Here is an 18,416-nt window from a genome sequence, read left to right as displayed (position 1 = left end):
ATTAGAAATAAATGACATAGAGATTGTATTTTCAAAATAGGCATTCATTGAAAATATCTAATTTCATTTTGATTAATACACAAAGCAAATCAAAATAACATTTCTACAAAACCATTAATTAAGCCAGAACGCATAAGCCTTGAGCAACTAAGGCATGACGAGCTACCACTATCGATATCCTTGTAGATTTAATGGTTAATAAGTTTGACCCCCATCAATTTATAAAAACGATTAAACGTAATCTTATATTTCATTTCGAGCTTTTTTATTAATGGAATATTAATAGGTCAGAAGGATGTCAATTCGATTAAATATAAAAATGATTTTTGAATTAAATAAATAAAAAATACAAATACAGAAGAATGGGAATAAGAATAATTACCAATTAATAAAATTAAAAAAGCCTCATGTCAATATGAGGCTTTTGGTATTTATTTTGAGCTGAGATTAAAAATCGTACTGGAAGTAGATCGTATTGTAGTTACTCCCGCCTTTAATGCGACCAAACTGGGAAGCGTTCTCGAAAATCGCACTGCGATGATGCAATGAGTAACCCACCCACATGTTCTCCCAATCTTTTTGGTTGAACAGGTCGCCAACGTTCACATCAACTGAAAAATCTAAATAGTTAAGTAAGTTACTTGGCGTATAACCCTTCTCTTCCATTTCTGTTGCTTCTATGTAAGTAATATTATCGATGTAAGACATACCTTCTGCCACACCAAATCGCCACTTCGTCGGCCAATTGAAGGTGTAGTAAGCCTTAATCGCCACAACATATTCGGTACTGGAGGATTGCACATCAGAAGACCAGTGATGAACAAGACCTGGCGTTAGGTAAATATCCAAAGGTAAGCCAAACAACTCATCCGTCAATGGGTGCCCGTAGAAGAAAGAGGTCATTTGGTTATTGTACTCATCTTTCTTGGCATTAAGTTTGAAGATGTCCCCCATATTAGAAGGCGTAGCCCAACCGTGTGCGACTCTTAGATATGGGCGATTTCGTAAATCAGACTTACGTTTTTTGCCTTTATCGTTGAAGAAACCAAAGCCAACAAAGACTTCACCTTGGTAACGGTCTTCTACGATTTGGCTATGGTATGCTTCACTGTCTAGGCGAGTAACGCTAGTTTCCCCCAAGAGATACAAGTTAGAAATCACGTGGTAACGTGCTTTGATACCTAAGTTAGCATCAATACCCGCACCAATTTTCTCTCCCGTCGCGTCTTTGAATGAGTAGTACGAGCTATTGAAGTCGGCGTCTTTATAACGAATTGTAAAAGAGGGCTCTAATTCCCAATCGCCAAACTCATAGTTAGCAGCGATTCGGTAGTTAGAATGAAACTGGAATTCGTCATCCGCCATCACTTCAAATTCAGCACGCCAGTTTTCGTCAAAGTTGTAACGAATCTGACCACCAAAATCGACGCGATCCCCTTCGAAGGCATTTTGAATGGACTTCGGGATATCTACAAAGCGCAGGCGCATAATCGCACTTGCACGCCAATCGGAGTCACTCTCATCATACAAGAACACCCCACCTTCGATACCGTCGATGTAGAGATGCTCGTTTTCAAAGAACATCATCGGCACAAACGTGCTCACTGTTGAGTCGTCATTGGCAGTATAAAATGGAATTGAAGCAGTACGGTACATCGCTGCAATCCCCCACTCTTGCTCTGCGTTTTTTGACTCCGCTAAAGCAGCACCACTAAGCAATAAACCAGAACATGCCAGCGATACTGTTAATACGTGTTTCATAGTTCCTCTATGTCACTGTTATTTGAGAAGGTCTCGAATGAGAAAGAGTATATCTGACTTTACCCGCCTATCCGTGAAAATTTTGCTTTATACACCAAAGAGCAAGCCCTACCAGTTAACACTGGCAATAAGTTAACCTCCTACACACTGCACTTTTGGCTAAGTTGATTACTCTGCACACAATCAAACGGGAAACGGTCAAATTTCTCTCTTCTCTCGTCAATGAGATTTAGATTTTTGCGAGATTCGCCGATACAATAGAAAACCAATGATCAAAGCCGCAGTTAATCGTGAAAGCATCTGAACTCATCTCCATTATCAACAACTTGCCGGAAGGTAGCGACCCCGATATCGTGATGGGTGAAGAATGGCTACCAGAACGCTTGGAAAACACCACACTCGATGGTGATATGCTGTTTTTACACTTCGATAATGCACCGGAAGATGGTCAGGGTGAAGAAGAAGGTCGCGGCTTCGTTGAGCACGAAATTGACTTGATTCGAACTCGCCTACAACAAATTCTCGATGAAGACAGCGACAATGCTTCAAAAGCCGACGCAATGTTAGGTTTATTTCTGATGGGACATGAACTTAGCAGCTCACAAGTTATCGAAATACTCGAAGAAGACTCAGAACACTGATCCAGAATAGTAAGGTACCACTTTGCCAACATCGCTCAATACCAACGAACTTTCCTCCCTTCCTCTGGTTGTTGCCGGTCCAATTTTAAGAAAAGTTACCGCGACGGAAGTGAATATTTGGTTGGTGACCACGCAACCTCTCGAAGGTTTGGTTGAAATCAGCGATGCGAACACTGGTGAACAATACTATTCCAAGCCCGTATCAGCAGAACATCTTTTGCAAGTAGGCAAACGTGCTTGGGTTTGCATGCTGACGTTACAAGGCGAATTTCCTACCCATAAAGCATTGCGTTATCAACTCCATACTCAATCCGGTTTATTGACCGAATTGATGCCCCAATTGGTCTACGGTGAAGACACAGATTCAGTGCAAGGTGTCGAATTCCTAATCAGTGAAAAAGCCGATTATGTTCTGCATGGCTCTTGTCGTAACCCACATCATTTTAGTAAAGACACTCTGGTCCAAGCTGACGCAAAAGTTGCTAGCCAACCGATAGAAGACCGCCCTGATATGCTCATCATGAGCGGCGACCAAATCTATGCCGATCATGTCGCAGGTCCGATGCTTGATGCCATTGAACAATTGGTCAAATTATTAGGCTTGCCTGATGAAGAGTTCGACCAAGCGCCAATTAAAAACACGCAAGAGCTGTATCAAAGCCCAGATTGTTTTTATGGCAGGGATAACATTCTTCCCCACTATGTTGACGATGGAAGCATACTCACCAAGCTCTTCCCGCATCGTGGCAAACCTATTTTTAGCTCACGCGAATGTGAAAACCACCTCATCAGCTTTGCCGAGCTTTTTGCGATGTACCTACTCGTTTGGTCTCCAGTACCTTGGACATTAGTCAATCGTGAACGTTTATTGGATAGAAAATTCACGACCGGCGGAAAAGCTTTAGAGCCGAAATGGCAACAACATTGGCGCGATGAGAAAGTTCACATCAATGCATTTGTCGAAGGGTTAGATAAAGTTCAGCGTTTACTAGCTCACGTACCGACCTACATGATCTTTGATGACCATGACGTCACCGACGATTGGAACCTAACGGTTGGCTGGGAAAAAGCAGCGACTGAAAATCTCTTCTCGCGCCGAATCATCGGCAACAGTCTGATCGCTTATTGGTTGTGCCAAGGTTGGGGTAACGCGCCAGAAAAATTTAACGCCCCTTTTATGGAGCACGCTCGTCGTTACTTTGAAGAACTGACTTCAGAGTACCAAGATGACTTCATCCAATACCTATATCGATTCGAAGATTGGCATTACACCATCCACACGTCACCGAAAGTAGTTGTTTTGGATACACGTACTCGCCGCTGGCGTTCAGAATCACGCATGAATAAACCATCGGGTTTGATGGATTGGGAAGCCTTGATTGAGTTCCAACAAGAGCTGATGCATCAAGACAAAGTGATCATCGTCTCTGCCGCACCCATGTTTGGTGTGAAGTTTATTGAAACATTGCAACGCATCATGACCAGTTTTGGTCAGCCGTTGCTGATTGACGCAGAAAACTGGATGGCGCATCCAGGCAGTGCGAATACCTTGATCAGTATTTTCACTCACACCAAAACCCCGACTAACTTTGTCATTCTGTCTGGTGATGTGCACTACTCTTTCGCTTATGACATCAAGTTGCGTTTCCGTCGCAATAGTCCAAATATCTATCAAATCACATGTAGTGGGATCAAGAACCAGTTCCCAGCGCAACTGCTGACAGCGTGTGATGCCATGGACCGTTTGCTTTATAGCCCCCGTTCACCGCTAAACTTCTTCACAAAACGTAAGCGTTTGAAGATTTTTAAGCGTGCGCCAAGTAACCACAATTTTTACCGATTAGTGAACCAAAGTGCAATTGGCGAGCTGAGATTGGATGAGGACGGAAAGCCAAGCAATATCAGTATTTTAACTGGTGAAGGTGATTCAATACATTTCCCGCCTACAAAGGTTGAGGAATAAATCCGCTTTTTGGCGGTCAAATACTGTATTGAGCAAAAATGTCATCTCAATCGTATGAGATCTTGATCAAATTCAATCAAGACCTTGAGATTTGCTCAAACCATTACCATCTTAAATAAATAGATAACAGCTTGGTGCTCAACATGTTTAATTCGCTTACTTCATTATTTAAACAACTTATAGAAGGCTCGGACCTTAGCCAATCCAACACACTGTCACCCAATATGGCGATAGCATGTTTGCTTTGTGAAGTAGCTGGTGCGGACCATCAAATCGATGAAAGAGAGCAAGCAACCAAACGCTCTTTGATCATGAAATTGCTTTCCCTAACAGAAGAAGAGACCGACACCCTACTGAATCAGGCTCAAAACAGATCGAGTGAGTCGACTTCCCTTTATGACTTTACGTCCCAACTGCGTGAGCTTTCACAAGAAACCCGCTATGAACTGATCAAGAGTATGTGGGAAGTGGCGTACGCTGACGGTGAAATTGACCCATTGGAAGATGCCGTAATTCGCAAAACAGCGGAGCTGCTCTATGTAGACCACAGCGATTTTATTCGAGCGAAATTGCAATCTCAGTGAAGCCCAGTCTCCATAAACAGTAAGAATCAATAAAAAACGCGCTACATGAGCGCGTTTTTTGTGTCTCTAGTCTGGATTAGGTCGAATCAAACATCGTCATCTCCGCAAGAGACTAGCCAACATTGTTGTTATTTAAAACTAACTTAGTACTGGCTTATGACGCGCAGACTGAAATCCAATGAAAGATTTATGAAAACAGAAACTTATAGCATGGTCAGTGCTAGTTTCGCCAAGTTGTAAGCGTCAACATAGCCCGAGTGCTGGCGACCTTCCCACTCAATGCCTTTTGCTTCTTGCGCCGCTTTATGACCAATGCGCTTATCTTTAAGACGGTTTTGGATTCGGTACAACGTCGCTAAGTTGATGAACTCGGTAAATGGCGCGTCAATGCCCTTTTGTTGGCATTCTTCAAGCAAGATAAGATCATCGCGCCCCCATGAAGCATAGATCTTATTACGACCACCAAAGTTCTTTAGCATCGACTTAAGCACTTCTTCTAATGGTCGACCTTGCTTTTCAATCTTACGTGGTGTGATGCCAGTTAACTCTGCACAAAACAGGGACACTTCATCATGCTCAGGTTTCACGTAGTATTGCGCGCGCTTAACGATTTCACCTTTCGACAAATCTATTTCCGCCAAACCAACTTCAATGATCTCGCCTGTACGACCCACGCCGTTTTCATTCCAGCAGCACATTTCTAAATCGAAGCAGACGATACGGTTATGGTTCATAGTTTGTCTTGATTCCTAACGTAAATTTGAAAGCGTGAGATTCTACCGTAACGAATCTCAAAACTCGAATTTGCTCGCTGAATTAATCGCCGATCGATACAGAGTTTCGACCATTTTTCTTACTTTGGTAAAGTTGCACGTCCATTTTATGGAATAAGCTCTCAGGATCTTCGTTGTTATGTACCGCAGCGCCAATGCTCAAAGAACAAATGATCGGTGTACTTTCATATTCAAATGGCGAACTTGCGACAATACCGCGCAACTTCTCCAGATAGGCGGCTAGTTCTTCCTTGTCCGTCACTCTAGATAAAATGCAGAACTCATCGCCACCTGCTCGGTAGAAACGATCACCATCGAGCAAGTTAGCATTCACAAGCTTGGTTACGTGCAATAACGCTTCATCTCCGGCTAAATGACCGTACTTATCGTTAATCACTTTAAAGCGGTCAATATCGAAACCCACTAAAGAAAACTCAACGCCACTATTAATGTAGTGCAGTAAGTTATCGTTAAATACGCGTCGGTTAAGCAATTGGGTCAATGGATCCAACTCCGCCATGCGTTTTAGCTCAACCGTTTTGTTATCAAGCATCACCGCAAGACGTTCTTTTTCACGTGATTGAAGATTGACGATATAGCTGATCAAGATAGCAATGACTAAACCCGCAATACCGGTCCCATAAAGGACAGAACGCTCCCACGCCGAAACGGATTCAGACAGCTTAAACTCAACACGCCATTCGCGATTTGGCAGTTGAATCGTGCGACTAATAACTTTGCCGTGCAGCTCATCCCAGTTTGAGCTTTTGAACAATAGAGGGTCGTCGTAAGCATCAAAGCCCTTGTCTTCAACTTTTACAGACATATCCAATTCCGTCGCGGTTTTGGTAATCAATTGATCAAAATAGACAGTACTGCGCACTACCCCAACAACGACACCAAGTAGCTCGTGTTTGTCATAGCTAAATACCGGGTGGTAAACCAACAGACCACTTTTCTCTAATGACTTGTCGTATCCGTCTTGAAGTAATCGGACTTTGTCTGAAATATTGGCTCGATCGTGGGTAATAATGTCATCTAGGATCAGTTCGAAACGCAAACGTGAAGAATAAAAGCCAAGCAAAGACAAGTTAGTTTCAGTTCTTGGATAAATATCAGTCGCTATGTATGCAGGAGCTTGGTCTTTCAAGATGTAACCAAACGTCTTCTCACCATCTTTCGGTACTGTAAAGATGTCAAAATCAGGGAAAATTTGACGAGTTTTCGCCAAATAGACGTCGAGCTCACTTGGTTCAACACGTTGCATCCATTGCAAGCCAACCAAGCTCTGTGAACTTTCGACGACTTGTTTTGCGTAGTAAGGAAATTGTGTCCAGTATGACTTATCAACGGAATGGAAAAAGTTTGCACCAGCGCCGATGAACTCAAGATCGTTTTCTACTGCCAGTTTAAGAGATTCCGCTTGGCGATCTGCCAGGGTATCGAAAATGGTCATGGTGTAACGCTGTTGTATTTTATAAGCGACACCAACCATGCCCGCAGTGACAATAACGACTGCAATAAAAGCTACAATAGAAGCAGAGTACCGTTTGAAAATGCTCTGTTGAGCCGTGCTATATGTCATTTACTGTTCCACGTTTTTTGCGTGTCATGCTTCGATAATGATGGAAATACTGCGCCACATGTGGGTAAACATCAAGCAACAACGTTTGCGTCCCCATCTAATCGTTGATTTTTCATGCTAATCATGCGGTATATTCACGAATTATTACAGTCTTAAGCCTTGAATATGCTACCATCCACCATCATTTTAATGTCTAAACTTGGTGCAGGTCGCAAAGCCGATCTCTTTAGTAAACATGTGTGAGCCAATACTAAGCGCCAATAAATCAATAGAAAGAGAAAAATGTCATGAACATTGATTTGAACCTAATTCCTCAAACGTTCGATATGCTTCACGCAGGTCTAGCGGCTTCGAGCGTTTTGCTTCTTCTGATCGCAGTATCTCGTAAATCTAAAGTGATTGAGAAAGTGGTAGAAAAACCAGTCGAGAAAATCGTCGAGGTTGAGAAACCAGTTGAGAAGATCGTTGAAGTAGAAAAAGTAGTGGAAGTTGAGAAAGTCGTAGAGCGTGTTGTAGAAGTTGAATCAAAACTTGCGACAGCGTCAACGGACTCTGCAATGCAGCTGCTTTCTATCATGCAACAAGAAGCTCGTCTGATTGACTTTCTAAAAGAAGACCTAACGTCATTCTCTGATGAAGAAGTCGGCGCAGCCGCTCGCGTAATCCACACTGGCGGTCAGAAAGTACTGAACGACTACGTGACGCTAGCGCACGTTCGTAACGAAGACGAAGAAACTCGCATTACGGTTGAAGAAGGCTTCAACCCACAAGAAATCCGCCTAACTGGCAACGTAACAGGCAGCGCGCCATTCAACGGCACGCTAGTTCACAAAGGTTGGAAGGCAACATCAATGACGTTGCCTAAACTGGCTGAGAACTACGATGCATCTGTGATCGCTCCAGCTGAGGTTGAGCTGTAATGGAACACATGAACCAAGAAAACCATTCTCAAGAAGCGTCTGTTGAAACTCAACAGACGCCTAAATTCAGTGTTGGTATCGACTTAGGTACAACACACTGTGTCATGTCTTTTGTTGATACTCACGACGAAGACGCTCGCGTTGAAGTAATGCCTATCCCGCAGTTGACTGCGCCGGGCACGGTAGAGACTCGTAGCCAATTAGGCTCTTTCCTTTACCAACCACACGAACACGAAATGAACCCGCAATCACGCGTACTTCCATGGTCGAGCGAGCCAAAAGCTCTAGTTGGTGCAATTGCACGTAACCTAGGTTCAAAAACACCAATTCGTCTTGTTGCAAGTGCGAAATCTTGGCTTTGCCACGCTGGAGTGAACCGCCGTGATGCATTCCTGCCAGCAGGTAGCCCAGAGGAAGTAGAAAAAGTATCCCCTCTTCGCGCGACAGAGCTTTACCTAGAGCACCTAAAAGACGCTTGGAATCACACAAATCCAAATCACAACCTTGCCGATCAAGACGTGACTATTACGGTTCCTGCTTCTTTCGATCCTGCTGCTCGTGACCTAACTGCAGAAGCAGCACGCAACGTTGGTTTCGTGCACCTAACACTTCTAGAAGAGCCACAAGCTGCGCTTTACAACTGGATCGATAACAGCAACGACAAATGGCGCGACGAAGTTGAAGTTGGCGACATCGTACTTGTGGTCGATATCGGTGGTGGTACAACCGACCTTTCTTTGGTTGAAGTAACTGAAGACGACGGCAACCTAACTCTGAACCGCATCGCGGTAGGTGAACACATCCTACTTGGCGGTGACAACATGGACCTTGCACTTGCGTACCGCTTGAAGATGAAGCTAGCGCAAGAAGGCAAAGAGCTACAGCCATGGCAAGTTCAGGCAATGACGCACGCATGTCGTGACGCGAAAGAAGCGCTATTGAACGACAGCGAACTTCAGTCAGTGCCAATCGTAGTACCAAGCCGTGGTTCTAAACTGCTTGGCGCAACGCTGAAAACAGAACTGACTCAAGAAGAAGTACAACAAACACTAGTTGACGGCTTCTTCCCTCAAGTTGCGATTACTGACCACCCTGTTCAACGTAACCGTGGTGCACTAACGCAAATGGGTCTGCCTTACGCACAAGATGCAGGCATTACTCGTCACATTGCAGCGTTCTTGTCTAAGCAAGCCAATGCTCTTTCTGCGTCAGGAAATGGCGGCGAAGCAGCGGCTCAAGATTTCAACCCATTCGCTAACATGCCTGGTATGCCAGATGCGGATGCCGCGCAATCGGCTGACTTCATCAAGCCAACCGCAATCCTATTCAACGGTGGTGTTCTGAAATCGAAACTTCTAGCAACTCGTCTAGAAGACACGATCAACGAATGGCTAATTGAAGCAGATGCAGAAATGGCAAAACGCCTAACAGGTGTGGATCTAGACCTTGCGGTTGCTAGCGGTGCGGCTTACTACGGCTCTGTACGTCGTGGTCAAGGCGTTCGCATCCGTGGTGGTATTGCTTCGGCGTACTACGTGGGTATCGAAAGTGCAATGCCAGCGATTCCGGGTATGGCGCCTCCAATGGAAGCACTTTGTGTTGCGCCATTTGGTATGGAAGAAGGTTCAAGCGTTGACGTACCAAGCCAAGAGTTTGGTTTGATCATCGGTCAGCCAGTTAACTTCCAATTCTTCGGCTCAACGGTTCGTCGTGATGACCTAGCGGGTACCCACCTAGACTACTGGGCACCAGAAGAGCTTGAAGAGCTTCCAGAAATCCAAGTAACGCTGCCAGTATCTGAAGGTCGCCGTGAAGGTGAAGTGGTTCCGGTAACCCTAGCCTCTCGCGTGACAGAGCTTGGTACGCTTTACTTAGAAGCCATTGCCGCTGATAACGGTCAAAAATGGCATGTTGAGTTCGATGTGCGCGAAGACGCGAAAAGCAACTCAAACGAAGAAGAATAAATAGAAATCAAACGGCATCCAATCGGGTGCCGTTTTTAAATACACGAAGGTTTGTATGGCATCTCCTCGTTTTCTTGTTGGTATTGACCTTGGCACCACAAACACTGTGGTGGCGTACTGTGAAATCACCGACAACCTTGAACAATCCGAAGTATCCCTATTCGACATCGACCAATTGATTGGTCCGGGTGAAGTGGTTCGTAAGCCACTGCTGCCCTCTTTCCGCTACCACCCTGCGATTGGTCAAATATCCCCTTCTGACCTGACACTTCCTTGGGAAAACGAACCTGTATCTGGCGACATTAGTAATGTGATCGTGGGTGAATGGGCTCGTGAATTAGGCGCAAAGGTAGAAGGACGTCAGGTATCCAGTGCTAAAAGCTGGCTATCACACCAAGCAGTGGATCGCAGTTCAGACATTCTTCCTTGGGCTGGCGCGCATGACGTGGGCAAAGTCTCTCCCGTCATTGCCAGCGCAAGCTACCTCAACCACATTCGTCAAGCATGGAACTACCGTCACCCTAGCAATAAGCTAGAAGACCAAGATGTGGTTGTGACCGTTCCTGCATCGTTCGATGAAACCGCTCGTAAGCTTACGCTTGAAGCCGCTGAGTTGGCAGGTTTGAAAAAAATCGTCCTGCTCGAAGAGCCACAAGCGGTATGTTACGACTGGTATGCTCGCCACCAGCAAACCGCAGCCGATGAGCTCAAAGAGCTGCCACTGATTCTGGTGTGCGATGTGGGCGGTGGTACTACCGACTTAAGCTTGATTGAAGCAAGTTTCTCTTCACAAAATGAGCTAGCCCTTGATCGTATTGGCGTTGGCGAACACTTGATGCTTGGTGGTGACAACCTCGACTTAGCATTAGCGCACCTTGCAGAGAGTCGCTTCAATCAAAGTAAGAAGCTTACTGCAGCAAGCCTGACTAAGCTGATTCAGCAAACTCGCAAGGCGAAAGAAAACCTACTTTCAGCGAGTGCACCTGAAGAAGTAAAAATCACCATGCTGGGCAGCGGCTCGAAGCTTCTTGGCGGAACAAAGAGTATTGGACTTAGCAAACAAGAAGTGCACCAAATAGCTTTAGATGGCTTCTTCCCGCTTTCTGATTTCAGTGAAGTGCCAGACAAACGCCGCAGCGCCGTTGTTGAGTTTGGTCTTCCATACGTCGCTGACCCAGCAGTGAGCAAACACGTTGCCGAGTTCTTAACTCAGCATCAACAAGTGTCTCGTGCCGCTCTTGGTATCGAAGACGACAAACAAAATGCCATTCCAGTCGGTTTGCTACTCAACGGTGGTGTGTTCAACAGTGAGCTTGTGACTGAGCGTGTCACTACCCTCCTTTCCGATTGGCGCGGCGCACCGGTTACGGTATTAGATAACCCGCATCCAGATTGGTCGGTTGCGCTGGGTGCCGTTGCCTTTGGTAAAGCACGTCGTGGTGCACAGCTTAGAATTGGTGGTGGTGCAGCCCGTTCTTACTTCTTGCATCTTCAAGAAAAGAACAAGATGGGCAAAGCGCTTTGTTTGCTTGCAAAAGGTACAGAAGAAGGTCACGAGATCCGCTTAAGTGGTCGTCGTTTCTCGCTTACCTTAGGTGAACCTGTTCGCTTTAACCTGCTGACGTCTACCCACGACACCTTAACCAATAACACCGCTATTCAAAACGGTGTGATGGTTGACGTTGATCCTGACTTGTTTGCTCCTCTGCCACCTTATATCACCACCCTTGAAGGTGAAGGCGCCGAACTGCAAGCCAACCAAAAAGAGCGCGTAGAAGTACAACTGGCGTGTCAGTTGACGGAAGTCGGCACGCTTAAGATGGAATGTGTCAGCGCGGACGACGATAACAAACGTTGGGAGCTGGAATTCGAAGTTCGTAACAAGCAAACCGACGACAGTGAACAAGTTAAACTTCACCCTAAGTTGAACGAATGTAAGGAGCTGATCGCTCGCCTTTACAGCGGTAACAAGAAAAGCGCAGAAAGCAAAGAGATCAAAACCTTAGCCAAAGATCTTGAGAAGAAACTGGGCAAACGTGACGAGTGGGATTTCACGACCCTACGTCAACTGTTTGATACCTTTGCACAAGGTCGTAAGCGTCGCCGCCGCTCTGAACAGCACGAGAAAAACTGGCTTCGTTTAGCAGGTTTTGCACTGCGTCCGGGCTTTGGCGATCCAACCGACTCATGGCGCATTGAGCAAGTTTGGGGTCTCTACCAACAAAACATTCAGTTTAAGAACCATCAAGGTTGGACTGACTGGTGGGTCTTCTGGCGTCGTATCGCAGGTGGTTTAAGCCAAGAGCAGCAAGAGACTATCTTGGCGGACATCGCGAAATACCTACACCCTGGCGCGATGAAAAACCCACAATCAGCCAAAGCGGCGCAAGACATGGGTTATGAATCCATGGTTCGATTAGCGGCATCGCTTGAACACCTAGAAGTCGAAGACAAAGTTCTATTGGCTACGTGGTTCTTGAGCAAAGCCATCAACCATAACCAATTCGAACAAGCGCACTGGTGGGCAATGGGTCGTTTGGCATCGCGTACGCCTTTGTATGGCAGCCAGCATAACGTAATTCCTCGTGAACAAGCGGAACAATGGTTGCCTAAGCTATTAGAGCAGAACTGGCAGAAAGAGCCAATGATCGCTTTCGCAGCCGTGATGATTTGTCGTAAGACGGGCGACCGCCTATTCGATATCTCAGACGATTACCGTGAGCAGGTACTGGCTAAGTTGAAGCAAAGTAAGGTGCCTGAATCTTGGGTATCACTGGTTGAAGAAGTCAAAGAGCTATCTGAGAGCGAATCGAAGCGTATCTTTGGTGATGCACTCCCAAGCGGCCTGACGCTGGTAAACAACTAAGCTCCCATGCTTATAAACGCAACAAAGCCCTTCATGAGAAGGGCTTTGTTTTATCTGATTCTACTTGCTGACTTAGTTCATTTCCGTATTGATCACCACATCACGCGTTTCATTATCCATATCACTGATGCCGACCACTGAGATTTCACGGTCAGATAAATTCTCAATCATGCTGTCTTCCAACCCACCGTCCGTCATCCACGCATAGAATTTTTCCGCAATACGATCCGAACCTTCTCCGACAAACGTTAATGTGACCTTCTTCATTTGTGACACTCCATCAATTTACGATTCAGCCACTTAAGCGTAGTATGTTTCGCAAATATCGACATAAACTAGGACTAACTTCTTTTATGAGTATCGAAAAATTTGACGCGATTTATCAGCGCGCTGCTGAGCGTAAAGGTGGTGAAGATCAACTTGAAGCGCTTTTGTCTCATCCACTAAGCAAAGAAGAATTGGCAGCGATTCCCGATGACCGTTGGCTGGCCGCTTTTTCGATGAAGGTATTCCAAAGTGGGATTTCGTGGAGCGTGGTTCGCAACAAGTGGCCGAACTTCGAAGAAGTATTCTTCGGATTTAAGATTGAGCCCTTGTTAATGCTGTCAGACGAGCAATGGGAAACCAAAGCAACCGACAAACGCATCATTCGCCATCTCACTAAAGTCATGTCGATCCCTGCTAATGCTCGTATGATCCACGAAGCAAAAATCGAATACGGCTCGTTTGGCAAAATGGTTGCCGATTGGCCGCAAGAGAAAATCACCGACCTATGGGCATATTTGAAGAAACACGGTAATCGCCTAGGTGGAAATACCGGCCCTTACACACTTCGCCAAATGGGCGTTGATACCTTTATCTTGTCTAGCGACGTCGAGGCTTACCTGCGTAATTGCAAGATCATTGAAGGTGGCAAAGACACTAAAAAGTCGCTCGACGCCACCAACAAAGCGTTTGTGCAATGGCAACAAGAAAGTGGTAGAAGCCTGTCTGAAATCAGCCAAGTTATTGCGTTCAGCACCGGCGATAATCGCATTTAACCGAGATTAAACCCAAAATACAAACGGCGCACTGATCATTGGATTTAGTGCGCCGTTTTTATGTTCATTGGTTCAAGTACAGACTTACTTTGAAGCCAGTGATTCCCACTCAGTCAGTAGCTGCATAATGCGGTGAGAGTCTTCCCATGTTGCACAAGGGTTTTCTAACGAGGTACGCCCCTCCTCAACCGCTTGGCGAATAGTGCGCACTTGATAGAAGAAAGCGTCCCCAGTTGCCGGTACAAACACTTCACGCTTCGACGTCTCGTAAATTTCCACACTAAACTGGTTATCTTGCGTTGGTAGCCATGGGTTCGAGTCTAACGTAATACAGCCTTTGCTACCCAGAATGGTGAATTGGTGTTTCAATCCGTGATCTTCGGCGGTATGCACGCTCGCCGTTTGTTGCTCACCGAATTGCATCATCAAGCTCGATTCACAGATATTCCCATCGTTACCTCGTCGACCAATCGCCGTCATAGAGCGGTTTCCAAAGGCTTGTTCACCCAACATGGTTTTCACCACCAAGTGCACCAATGATATTGGGTAGCAACCTAAATTATACAAAGCACCTTTGCTGTCTGGATTAACAAACTGCGCAATCGACGCAATATAAGAAGTATGGATGGAGCGAAGTTCACCGATCTCTCCCGATTTAAGCACCGAAAGTAACTCGCTGATAAACGGGTGATGCAAGTACATCAAACCTTCAGCAAAGAATACCTTGTGCGATTCGACTGCTTTTAAAGCCAGCTCGGTTTTTTCCATGTCTACCGACAGTGACTTTTCACACAGAATCGCTTTCCCTTTCTCTGCCGCTTTGACGATAAAGTCATGATGAAGGTGATTTGGCAGTGCGATGTAAATAATGTCGACTTGTTCATCGGCAATCAATGCATCGTAATCATTGAAGGTATTCTCGATACCATATTGCTCAGCAAATGCATTCAAGTTCCGTTCCGAACGCCCAGCCACCGCGTACAACTCGCTCTTGTCATCGCCTCGGATTGCCTCAGCCATGACACCTGAGATAAAGCTTGTGCCTAAAATGCCCCATTTCATGTTCACGTCTCCTATTGAGCCTGGGTTTCGAATGCTTGAACTAACTCCGCCATTTCAGCCGCAATAAACGCTTGTGTATGCGGCATAGCAAAATGCGCTTCAATCGCGGCGCGGTTTTCATATTGCTCCCAAAGAATCACACGCAGTGGTTCTTTCGAATCGTAGGTCGCATTCGCTTGCAAACACCCAGCTTCGCTCTGCATATCAAGGCAAAATTGTTCAATGGCCTCAACCACTTGTTGTCTTGGTTTATCGGCATTCATTTCCAGTTCGGCGGTAACAAAAATCGTCTCGCTCATGATGGATCTCTTTCTCCACTCTTAATCATACGTCCACTGTAATTAACCTCATATGATTGATAAACTCTGCTTTAGTTATTTCTTTATCAACTCTGGGTGTGTAATGGATAAATTAACAAGCATGAAGGTTTTCGCTTACGTGGTCGAACATGGCAGCTTTCGTAACGCCGCACACCACTTTGACATTTCACCGACCATGGTTGGCAAACACGTGAGCTTTCTTGAGCAAAACTTAGGTACGCAGCTGATTCATCGCACCACGCGCAAACAGTCCTTGACCGAAGCTGGCAGACTCTACTATCAAGAGTGCCACCGCATTATTGAAGACATCACCAACGCTGAGAACCTAATCCAGACGCTGATCAACCGCCCAACTGGAACAGTAAAAGTTAACTGCCCAGTTACCTATGGTAAAAGGGTGATTGCGCCCATCGTGGCTGACTTCTTAGCAGAATTTCCCGAACTGAACGTTGAGTTAATGTTGGATAACAGTTTGATTGACCCATATCGAAGCGAAGCAGACGTGATTATTCGTATTGGTGAGTTGGTCGATTCATCGTTAGTTGCAAGAAAACTCGGGGAATACGACATGACTTACTGCGCCTCACCCTCTTACCTTGAGCAACATGCCCCTATCCAATCGCTTGATGACCTTGAACATCATCATTGTTTGGGATTTCAGTATCACCAAGGAGAAAGCCAACAAGTGGTGAACATGCCATCTAATACCTTTGGAAACAGCAACACCCGATTAACGTCTAATAATGGTGATGTGCTTAAGTTTGCCGCGTTAAAAGGCTCTGGTGTTCTTCTACAACCAAAGATCTTAGTTGAACAAGAAATCCAGTCTGGCGCGTTGGTAGAAATTCTCCATTCACACATTCCCAAGCCAAAGCCGATCCACCTGCTTTACCGTTCAAAACAGCTTTCCCTTAAAAATCGCACCTTCGTCGATTTTGTTCTTTCTCATGTGAGCCAATAATACAAACAGACAAAACGGCTGTAATTTAACCAAGCAATTAGTTTTTATTGTCGATATGACAAATATTATTTATCATTAATTATCTTTATTTTTCATACTGTTAGTACAGAACGCTCATTTGATGAACATAATTTATTGATTCCCATCAATTGCATTGCCCTGACAAAGTGACTAGGATTGCCGCCTTTCCTGAGTGAACTATCAAAATAACATCGAGAAATTTAATCTAATTTCTCTCCAAGTTCGTGCGTAATCACGACATTTGCACTCATTTCAAACTGCATAAGCACATTCCTTTGCTTATGAAAACGACATTGATTTCTCAACACTTTTGGTCACGTATGTGACTTTTTTCGTTGGGAGCGATTTTTCAATCAAGGTTGGTCACAAGGACGCTACCCCTTGACTGCATTTACTGGAGGATAAAATGCCTAAAGGTCTAATGCTGACTGACTTAGCCATTGCTGGCTTACTATTGATTTTGGCAAAAGTCATTCGCGTTCACACGCCACTACTACAACGTATGTACATTCCATCGGCGGTTCTCGCGGGATTATTCGGTCTGATTTTTGGACCAGCCCTGCTAAACATACTGCCTTGGACCGATACATTTACCGCTAACGCAAGCCTATTAACTGCTGCACTTTTTTCTGCGTTAGGTCTGGCAACTGATGTCCCATCACCTAAGACCGTCGCACAGCGCGCTGGCTCATTGTGGGCATTCAACCAAATCGCTTCTGTTTCACAGTGGTTATTTGCAGCAATGTTTGGCCTCGCGATCACTACCTTCTTCTGGCCAGAGATTAATCCAGGCTTTGGCGTGACAATGTCTGCAGGCTTTATGGGCGGTCACGGTTCAGCTTCTGTTGTTGGCGAAATATTCACGGGGCTTGGTTGGGAAGATGGCTTCACACTAGGTTTAACCTTCGCAACCGTGGGTATCTTCATTTCGATTTCTGTCGGCATGCTCATGCTGCAATTCGCATTGAAGCTGGGTTGGATTCGTAGCTTTACGACATTCGATAGCATGGACGAACACGAACGCAAAGGCCTTGTTAAACCTGATGATCAAGAACCGGTAATGAAAGACACTATGTCTTCCCTGTCGGTTGATTCTTTTGCGATTCACGCCGCATTGGTGGTTGTAGTAACGGCGTTCTCCTATGTTGCTGCTAACTATTTATCTTCCTTCCACGATAAGGTGCAGATCCCAACGTTTGTAACCGGGTTCCTTGGCGGTATGTTGGTTCGAATTGTCGCAAAGCAGACCAAAGCGTCACGTTACCTTTGTGATGGCGCGTTCAAACATGCAGCGGGCATCAGCACCGACTATTTGATTATCTTCGGTATCTCTGCAATCAAGATTACCGTCTTGGCTCAATACTTAATGCCTATGGTAGTACTAGCTCTTGGCGGCGTATGTTTCACACTTTGGTTAATCTTTTGGGTGGCTCCACGCATCATGGGAGACGATTGGTTTGAAAAAGGCATCTTCTCTTGGGGTTGGCTGACGGGTACGGTTGCAATGGGTATTGCCCTACTGCGTATTGTCGATCCAAAGATGCGTAGCAAGGTACTTGATGATTACGCCATCGCTTATGTCCCAGGCTCAATCACTGACATCTTCATCATATCTTTGATGCCAATCGCGATGTATAACGGCATGCACTGGCAAACGCTTGGCGTTGGTCTAGCTTACATAGCCATGGTTCTTTTCATTTGGCGTTTTGTTTTCAAACAAGGCTCACAGACCGCAACGAATCCATCATAACGACATGATTTACCGAGCCTCATTTTAGCTGAAATGGGGCTTTTTCTTACTGATATCTCAATAACTTTTTATGTAAAAACAAACACACTTCAAGTTAAAAAAATGAGCAATTTGTTTTATATATAAGAACATGACTACTCATCGCATAACTTCATTCTTTTTCAATACCTTTCCAGCCATAATTTTGTTCCAGAATAGCAGTCTA

Annotated in this window: 15 protein-coding genes; 9 read left to right on the top strand and 6 right to left on the bottom strand. The window is 45.2% G+C overall.

Annotated elements, in window-relative coordinates; genetic code table 11:
- Nucleotides 1-447: 447 nt before the first annotated feature.
- A complete protein-coding gene (locus tag J4N44_RS07105) occupies nt 448-1,761 on the bottom strand; it encodes a MipA/OmpV family protein (RefSeq protein ID WP_252045011.1) in 1,314 nt (437 codons plus the stop codon).
- A gap of 290 nt (nt 1,762-2,051) precedes the next feature.
- Here J4N44_RS07105 and J4N44_RS07100 point away from each other — a divergent pair, with 290 nt between their 5' ends.
- The 3 genes from J4N44_RS07100 (at nt 2,052) to J4N44_RS07090 (ending at nt 4,949) form a co-directional block, all read left to right on the top strand.
- Nucleotides 2,052-2,402 carry a VC1380 family protein gene (locus J4N44_RS07100; RefSeq protein WP_005451841.1) on the top strand — a complete coding sequence of 117 codons (351 nt, stop codon included), beginning with the start codon at nt 2,052-2,054 and terminating at the stop codon, nt 2,400-2,402.
- 22 nt (nt 2,403-2,424) lie between these two features.
- On the top strand, nt 2,425-4,365 hold the full coding sequence (locus tag J4N44_RS07095; RefSeq protein ID WP_252045010.1) for an alkaline phosphatase D family protein: 1,941 nt from the start codon (nt 2,425-2,427) through the stop codon (nt 4,363-4,365).
- A 143-nt stretch (nt 4,366-4,508) separates the two neighbouring features.
- Nucleotides 4,509-4,949, top strand: coding sequence for a tellurite resistance TerB family protein (locus tag J4N44_RS07090; RefSeq protein WP_005451837.1), 441 nt, complete (start codon nt 4,509-4,511; stop codon nt 4,947-4,949).
- Between the two features lie 203 nt (nt 4,950-5,152).
- On the opposite strand, the gene J4N44_RS07085 is transcribed toward J4N44_RS07090, so the two are convergent.
- Entirely contained in the window at nt 5,153-5,683 is a 531-nt protein-coding gene (locus J4N44_RS07085) for a 3'-5' exonuclease (protein ID WP_005451835.1), read from the bottom strand.
- 82 nt (nt 5,684-5,765) lie between these two features.
- On the bottom strand, nt 5,766-7,307 hold the full coding sequence (locus J4N44_RS07080; RefSeq protein WP_045488391.1) for a sensor domain-containing diguanylate cyclase: 1,542 nt from the start codon (nt 7,305-7,307) through the stop codon (nt 5,766-5,768).
- 287 nt (nt 7,308-7,594) lie between these two features.
- Between J4N44_RS07080 and J4N44_RS07075 the strand changes: the two genes are divergently transcribed.
- From J4N44_RS07075 to J4N44_RS07065, 3 genes are read left to right on the top strand one after another with little or no spacing between them, the layout of a single operon-like run.
- Nucleotides 7,595-8,227, top strand: a complete 633-nt coding sequence (locus J4N44_RS07075) for a DUF2760 domain-containing protein (protein ID WP_005434042.1) — start codon at nt 7,595-7,597, stop codon at nt 8,225-8,227.
- A complete protein-coding gene (locus tag J4N44_RS07070) occupies nt 8,227-10,191 on the top strand; it encodes an Hsp70 family protein (RefSeq protein WP_252045009.1) in 1,965 nt (654 codons plus the stop codon). The genes J4N44_RS07075 and J4N44_RS07070 overlap by 1 nt, the downstream gene beginning before the upstream one ends.
- A gap of 55 nt (nt 10,192-10,246) precedes the next feature.
- The gene (locus J4N44_RS07065; RefSeq protein ID WP_252045008.1) at nt 10,247-13,057 is read left to right on the top strand and encodes an Hsp70 family protein; all 2,811 of its coding nucleotides are present in this window, start codon (nt 10,247-10,249) and stop codon (nt 13,055-13,057) included.
- A gap of 72 nt (nt 13,058-13,129) precedes the next feature.
- Here J4N44_RS07065 and J4N44_RS07060 read toward each other — a convergent pair whose 3' ends face one another.
- Complete coding sequence (locus tag J4N44_RS07060; RefSeq protein WP_005377692.1) at nt 13,130-13,324, bottom strand: hypothetical protein; 195 nt, start codon at nt 13,322-13,324, stop codon at nt 13,130-13,132.
- An 86-nt stretch (nt 13,325-13,410) separates the two neighbouring features.
- Here J4N44_RS07060 and J4N44_RS07055 point away from each other — a divergent pair, with 86 nt between their 5' ends.
- Nucleotides 13,411-14,097: a DNA-3-methyladenine glycosylase I gene (locus tag J4N44_RS07055; RefSeq protein WP_017819464.1), complete on the top strand. Its 687-nt coding sequence runs from the start codon at nt 13,411-13,413 to the stop codon at nt 14,095-14,097.
- Nucleotides 14,098-14,181: 84 nt separating this feature from the next.
- Here J4N44_RS07055 and J4N44_RS07050 read toward each other — a convergent pair whose 3' ends face one another.
- Nucleotides 14,182-15,159 (bottom strand): Gfo/Idh/MocA family protein, encoded by a 978-nt coding sequence (locus J4N44_RS07050; protein ID WP_252045007.1) that lies wholly within the window; start codon nt 15,157-15,159, stop codon nt 14,182-14,184.
- An 11-nt stretch (nt 15,160-15,170) separates the two neighbouring features.
- Entirely contained in the window at nt 15,171-15,458 is a 288-nt protein-coding gene (locus J4N44_RS07045) for a putative quinol monooxygenase (RefSeq protein ID WP_045411324.1), read from the bottom strand.
- A 103-nt stretch (nt 15,459-15,561) separates the two neighbouring features.
- Here J4N44_RS07045 and J4N44_RS07040 point away from each other — a divergent pair, with 103 nt between their 5' ends.
- Nucleotides 15,562-16,440 (top strand): LysR family transcriptional regulator, encoded by an 879-nt coding sequence (locus J4N44_RS07040; RefSeq protein WP_045488376.1) that lies wholly within the window; start codon nt 15,562-15,564, stop codon nt 16,438-16,440.
- A 427-nt stretch (nt 16,441-16,867) separates the two neighbouring features.
- Nucleotides 16,868-18,211: a sodium/glutamate symporter gene (locus tag J4N44_RS07035; protein WP_252045006.1), complete on the top strand. Its 1,344-nt coding sequence runs from the start codon at nt 16,868-16,870 to the stop codon at nt 18,209-18,211.
- Nucleotides 18,212-18,416: the final 205 nt, after the last annotated feature.

Origin of the sequence: Vibrio sp. SCSIO 43155 (assembly GCF_023716605.1) — a bacterium.
Lineage (GTDB): Bacteria > Pseudomonadota > Gammaproteobacteria > Enterobacterales > Vibrionaceae > Vibrio > Vibrio harveyi.
The sequence above is the reverse complement of the archived record's forward strand: the minus strand, read 5'-3'. Positions and strand labels throughout refer to the sequence as shown.

Bases quoted from the DNA above. Each gene is read 5' to 3' on its own strand.
- J4N44_RS07105 (WP_252045011.1), bottom strand. From the start codon at position 1,761: ATGAAACACGTATTAACAGTATCGCTGGCATGTTCTGGTTTATTGCTT.
- J4N44_RS07090 (WP_005451837.1), top strand. From the start codon at position 4,509: ATGTTTAATTCGCTTACTTCATTATTTAAACAACTTATAGAAGGCTCG.
- J4N44_RS07085 (WP_005451835.1), bottom strand. From the start codon at position 5,683: ATGAACCATAACCGTATCGTCTGCTTCGATTTAGAAATGTGCTGCTGG.
- J4N44_RS07080 (WP_045488391.1), bottom strand. From the start codon at position 7,307: ATGACATATAGCACGGCTCAACAGAGCATTTTCAAACGGTACTCTGCT.
- J4N44_RS07075 (WP_005434042.1), top strand. From the start codon at position 7,595: ATGAACATTGATTTGAACCTAATTCCTCAAACGTTCGATATGCTTCAC.
- J4N44_RS07070 (WP_252045009.1), top strand. From the start codon at position 8,227: ATGGAACACATGAACCAAGAAAACCATTCTCAAGAAGCGTCTGTTGAA.
- J4N44_RS07065 (WP_252045008.1), top strand. From the start codon at position 10,247: ATGGCATCTCCTCGTTTTCTTGTTGGTATTGACCTTGGCACCACAAAC.
- J4N44_RS07060 (WP_005377692.1), bottom strand. From the start codon at position 13,324: ATGAAGAAGGTCACATTAACGTTTGTCGGAGAAGGTTCGGATCGTATT.
- J4N44_RS07055 (WP_017819464.1), top strand. From the start codon at position 13,411: ATGAGTATCGAAAAATTTGACGCGATTTATCAGCGCGCTGCTGAGCGT.
- J4N44_RS07050 (WP_252045007.1), bottom strand. From the start codon at position 15,159: ATGAAATGGGGCATTTTAGGCACAAGCTTTATCTCAGGTGTCATGGCT.
- J4N44_RS07045 (WP_045411324.1), bottom strand. From the start codon at position 15,458: ATGAGCGAGACGATTTTTGTTACCGCCGAACTGGAAATGAATGCCGAT.
- J4N44_RS07040 (WP_045488376.1), top strand. From the start codon at position 15,562: ATGGATAAATTAACAAGCATGAAGGTTTTCGCTTACGTGGTCGAACAT.
- J4N44_RS07035 (WP_252045006.1), top strand. From the start codon at position 16,868: ATGCCTAAAGGTCTAATGCTGACTGACTTAGCCATTGCTGGCTTACTA.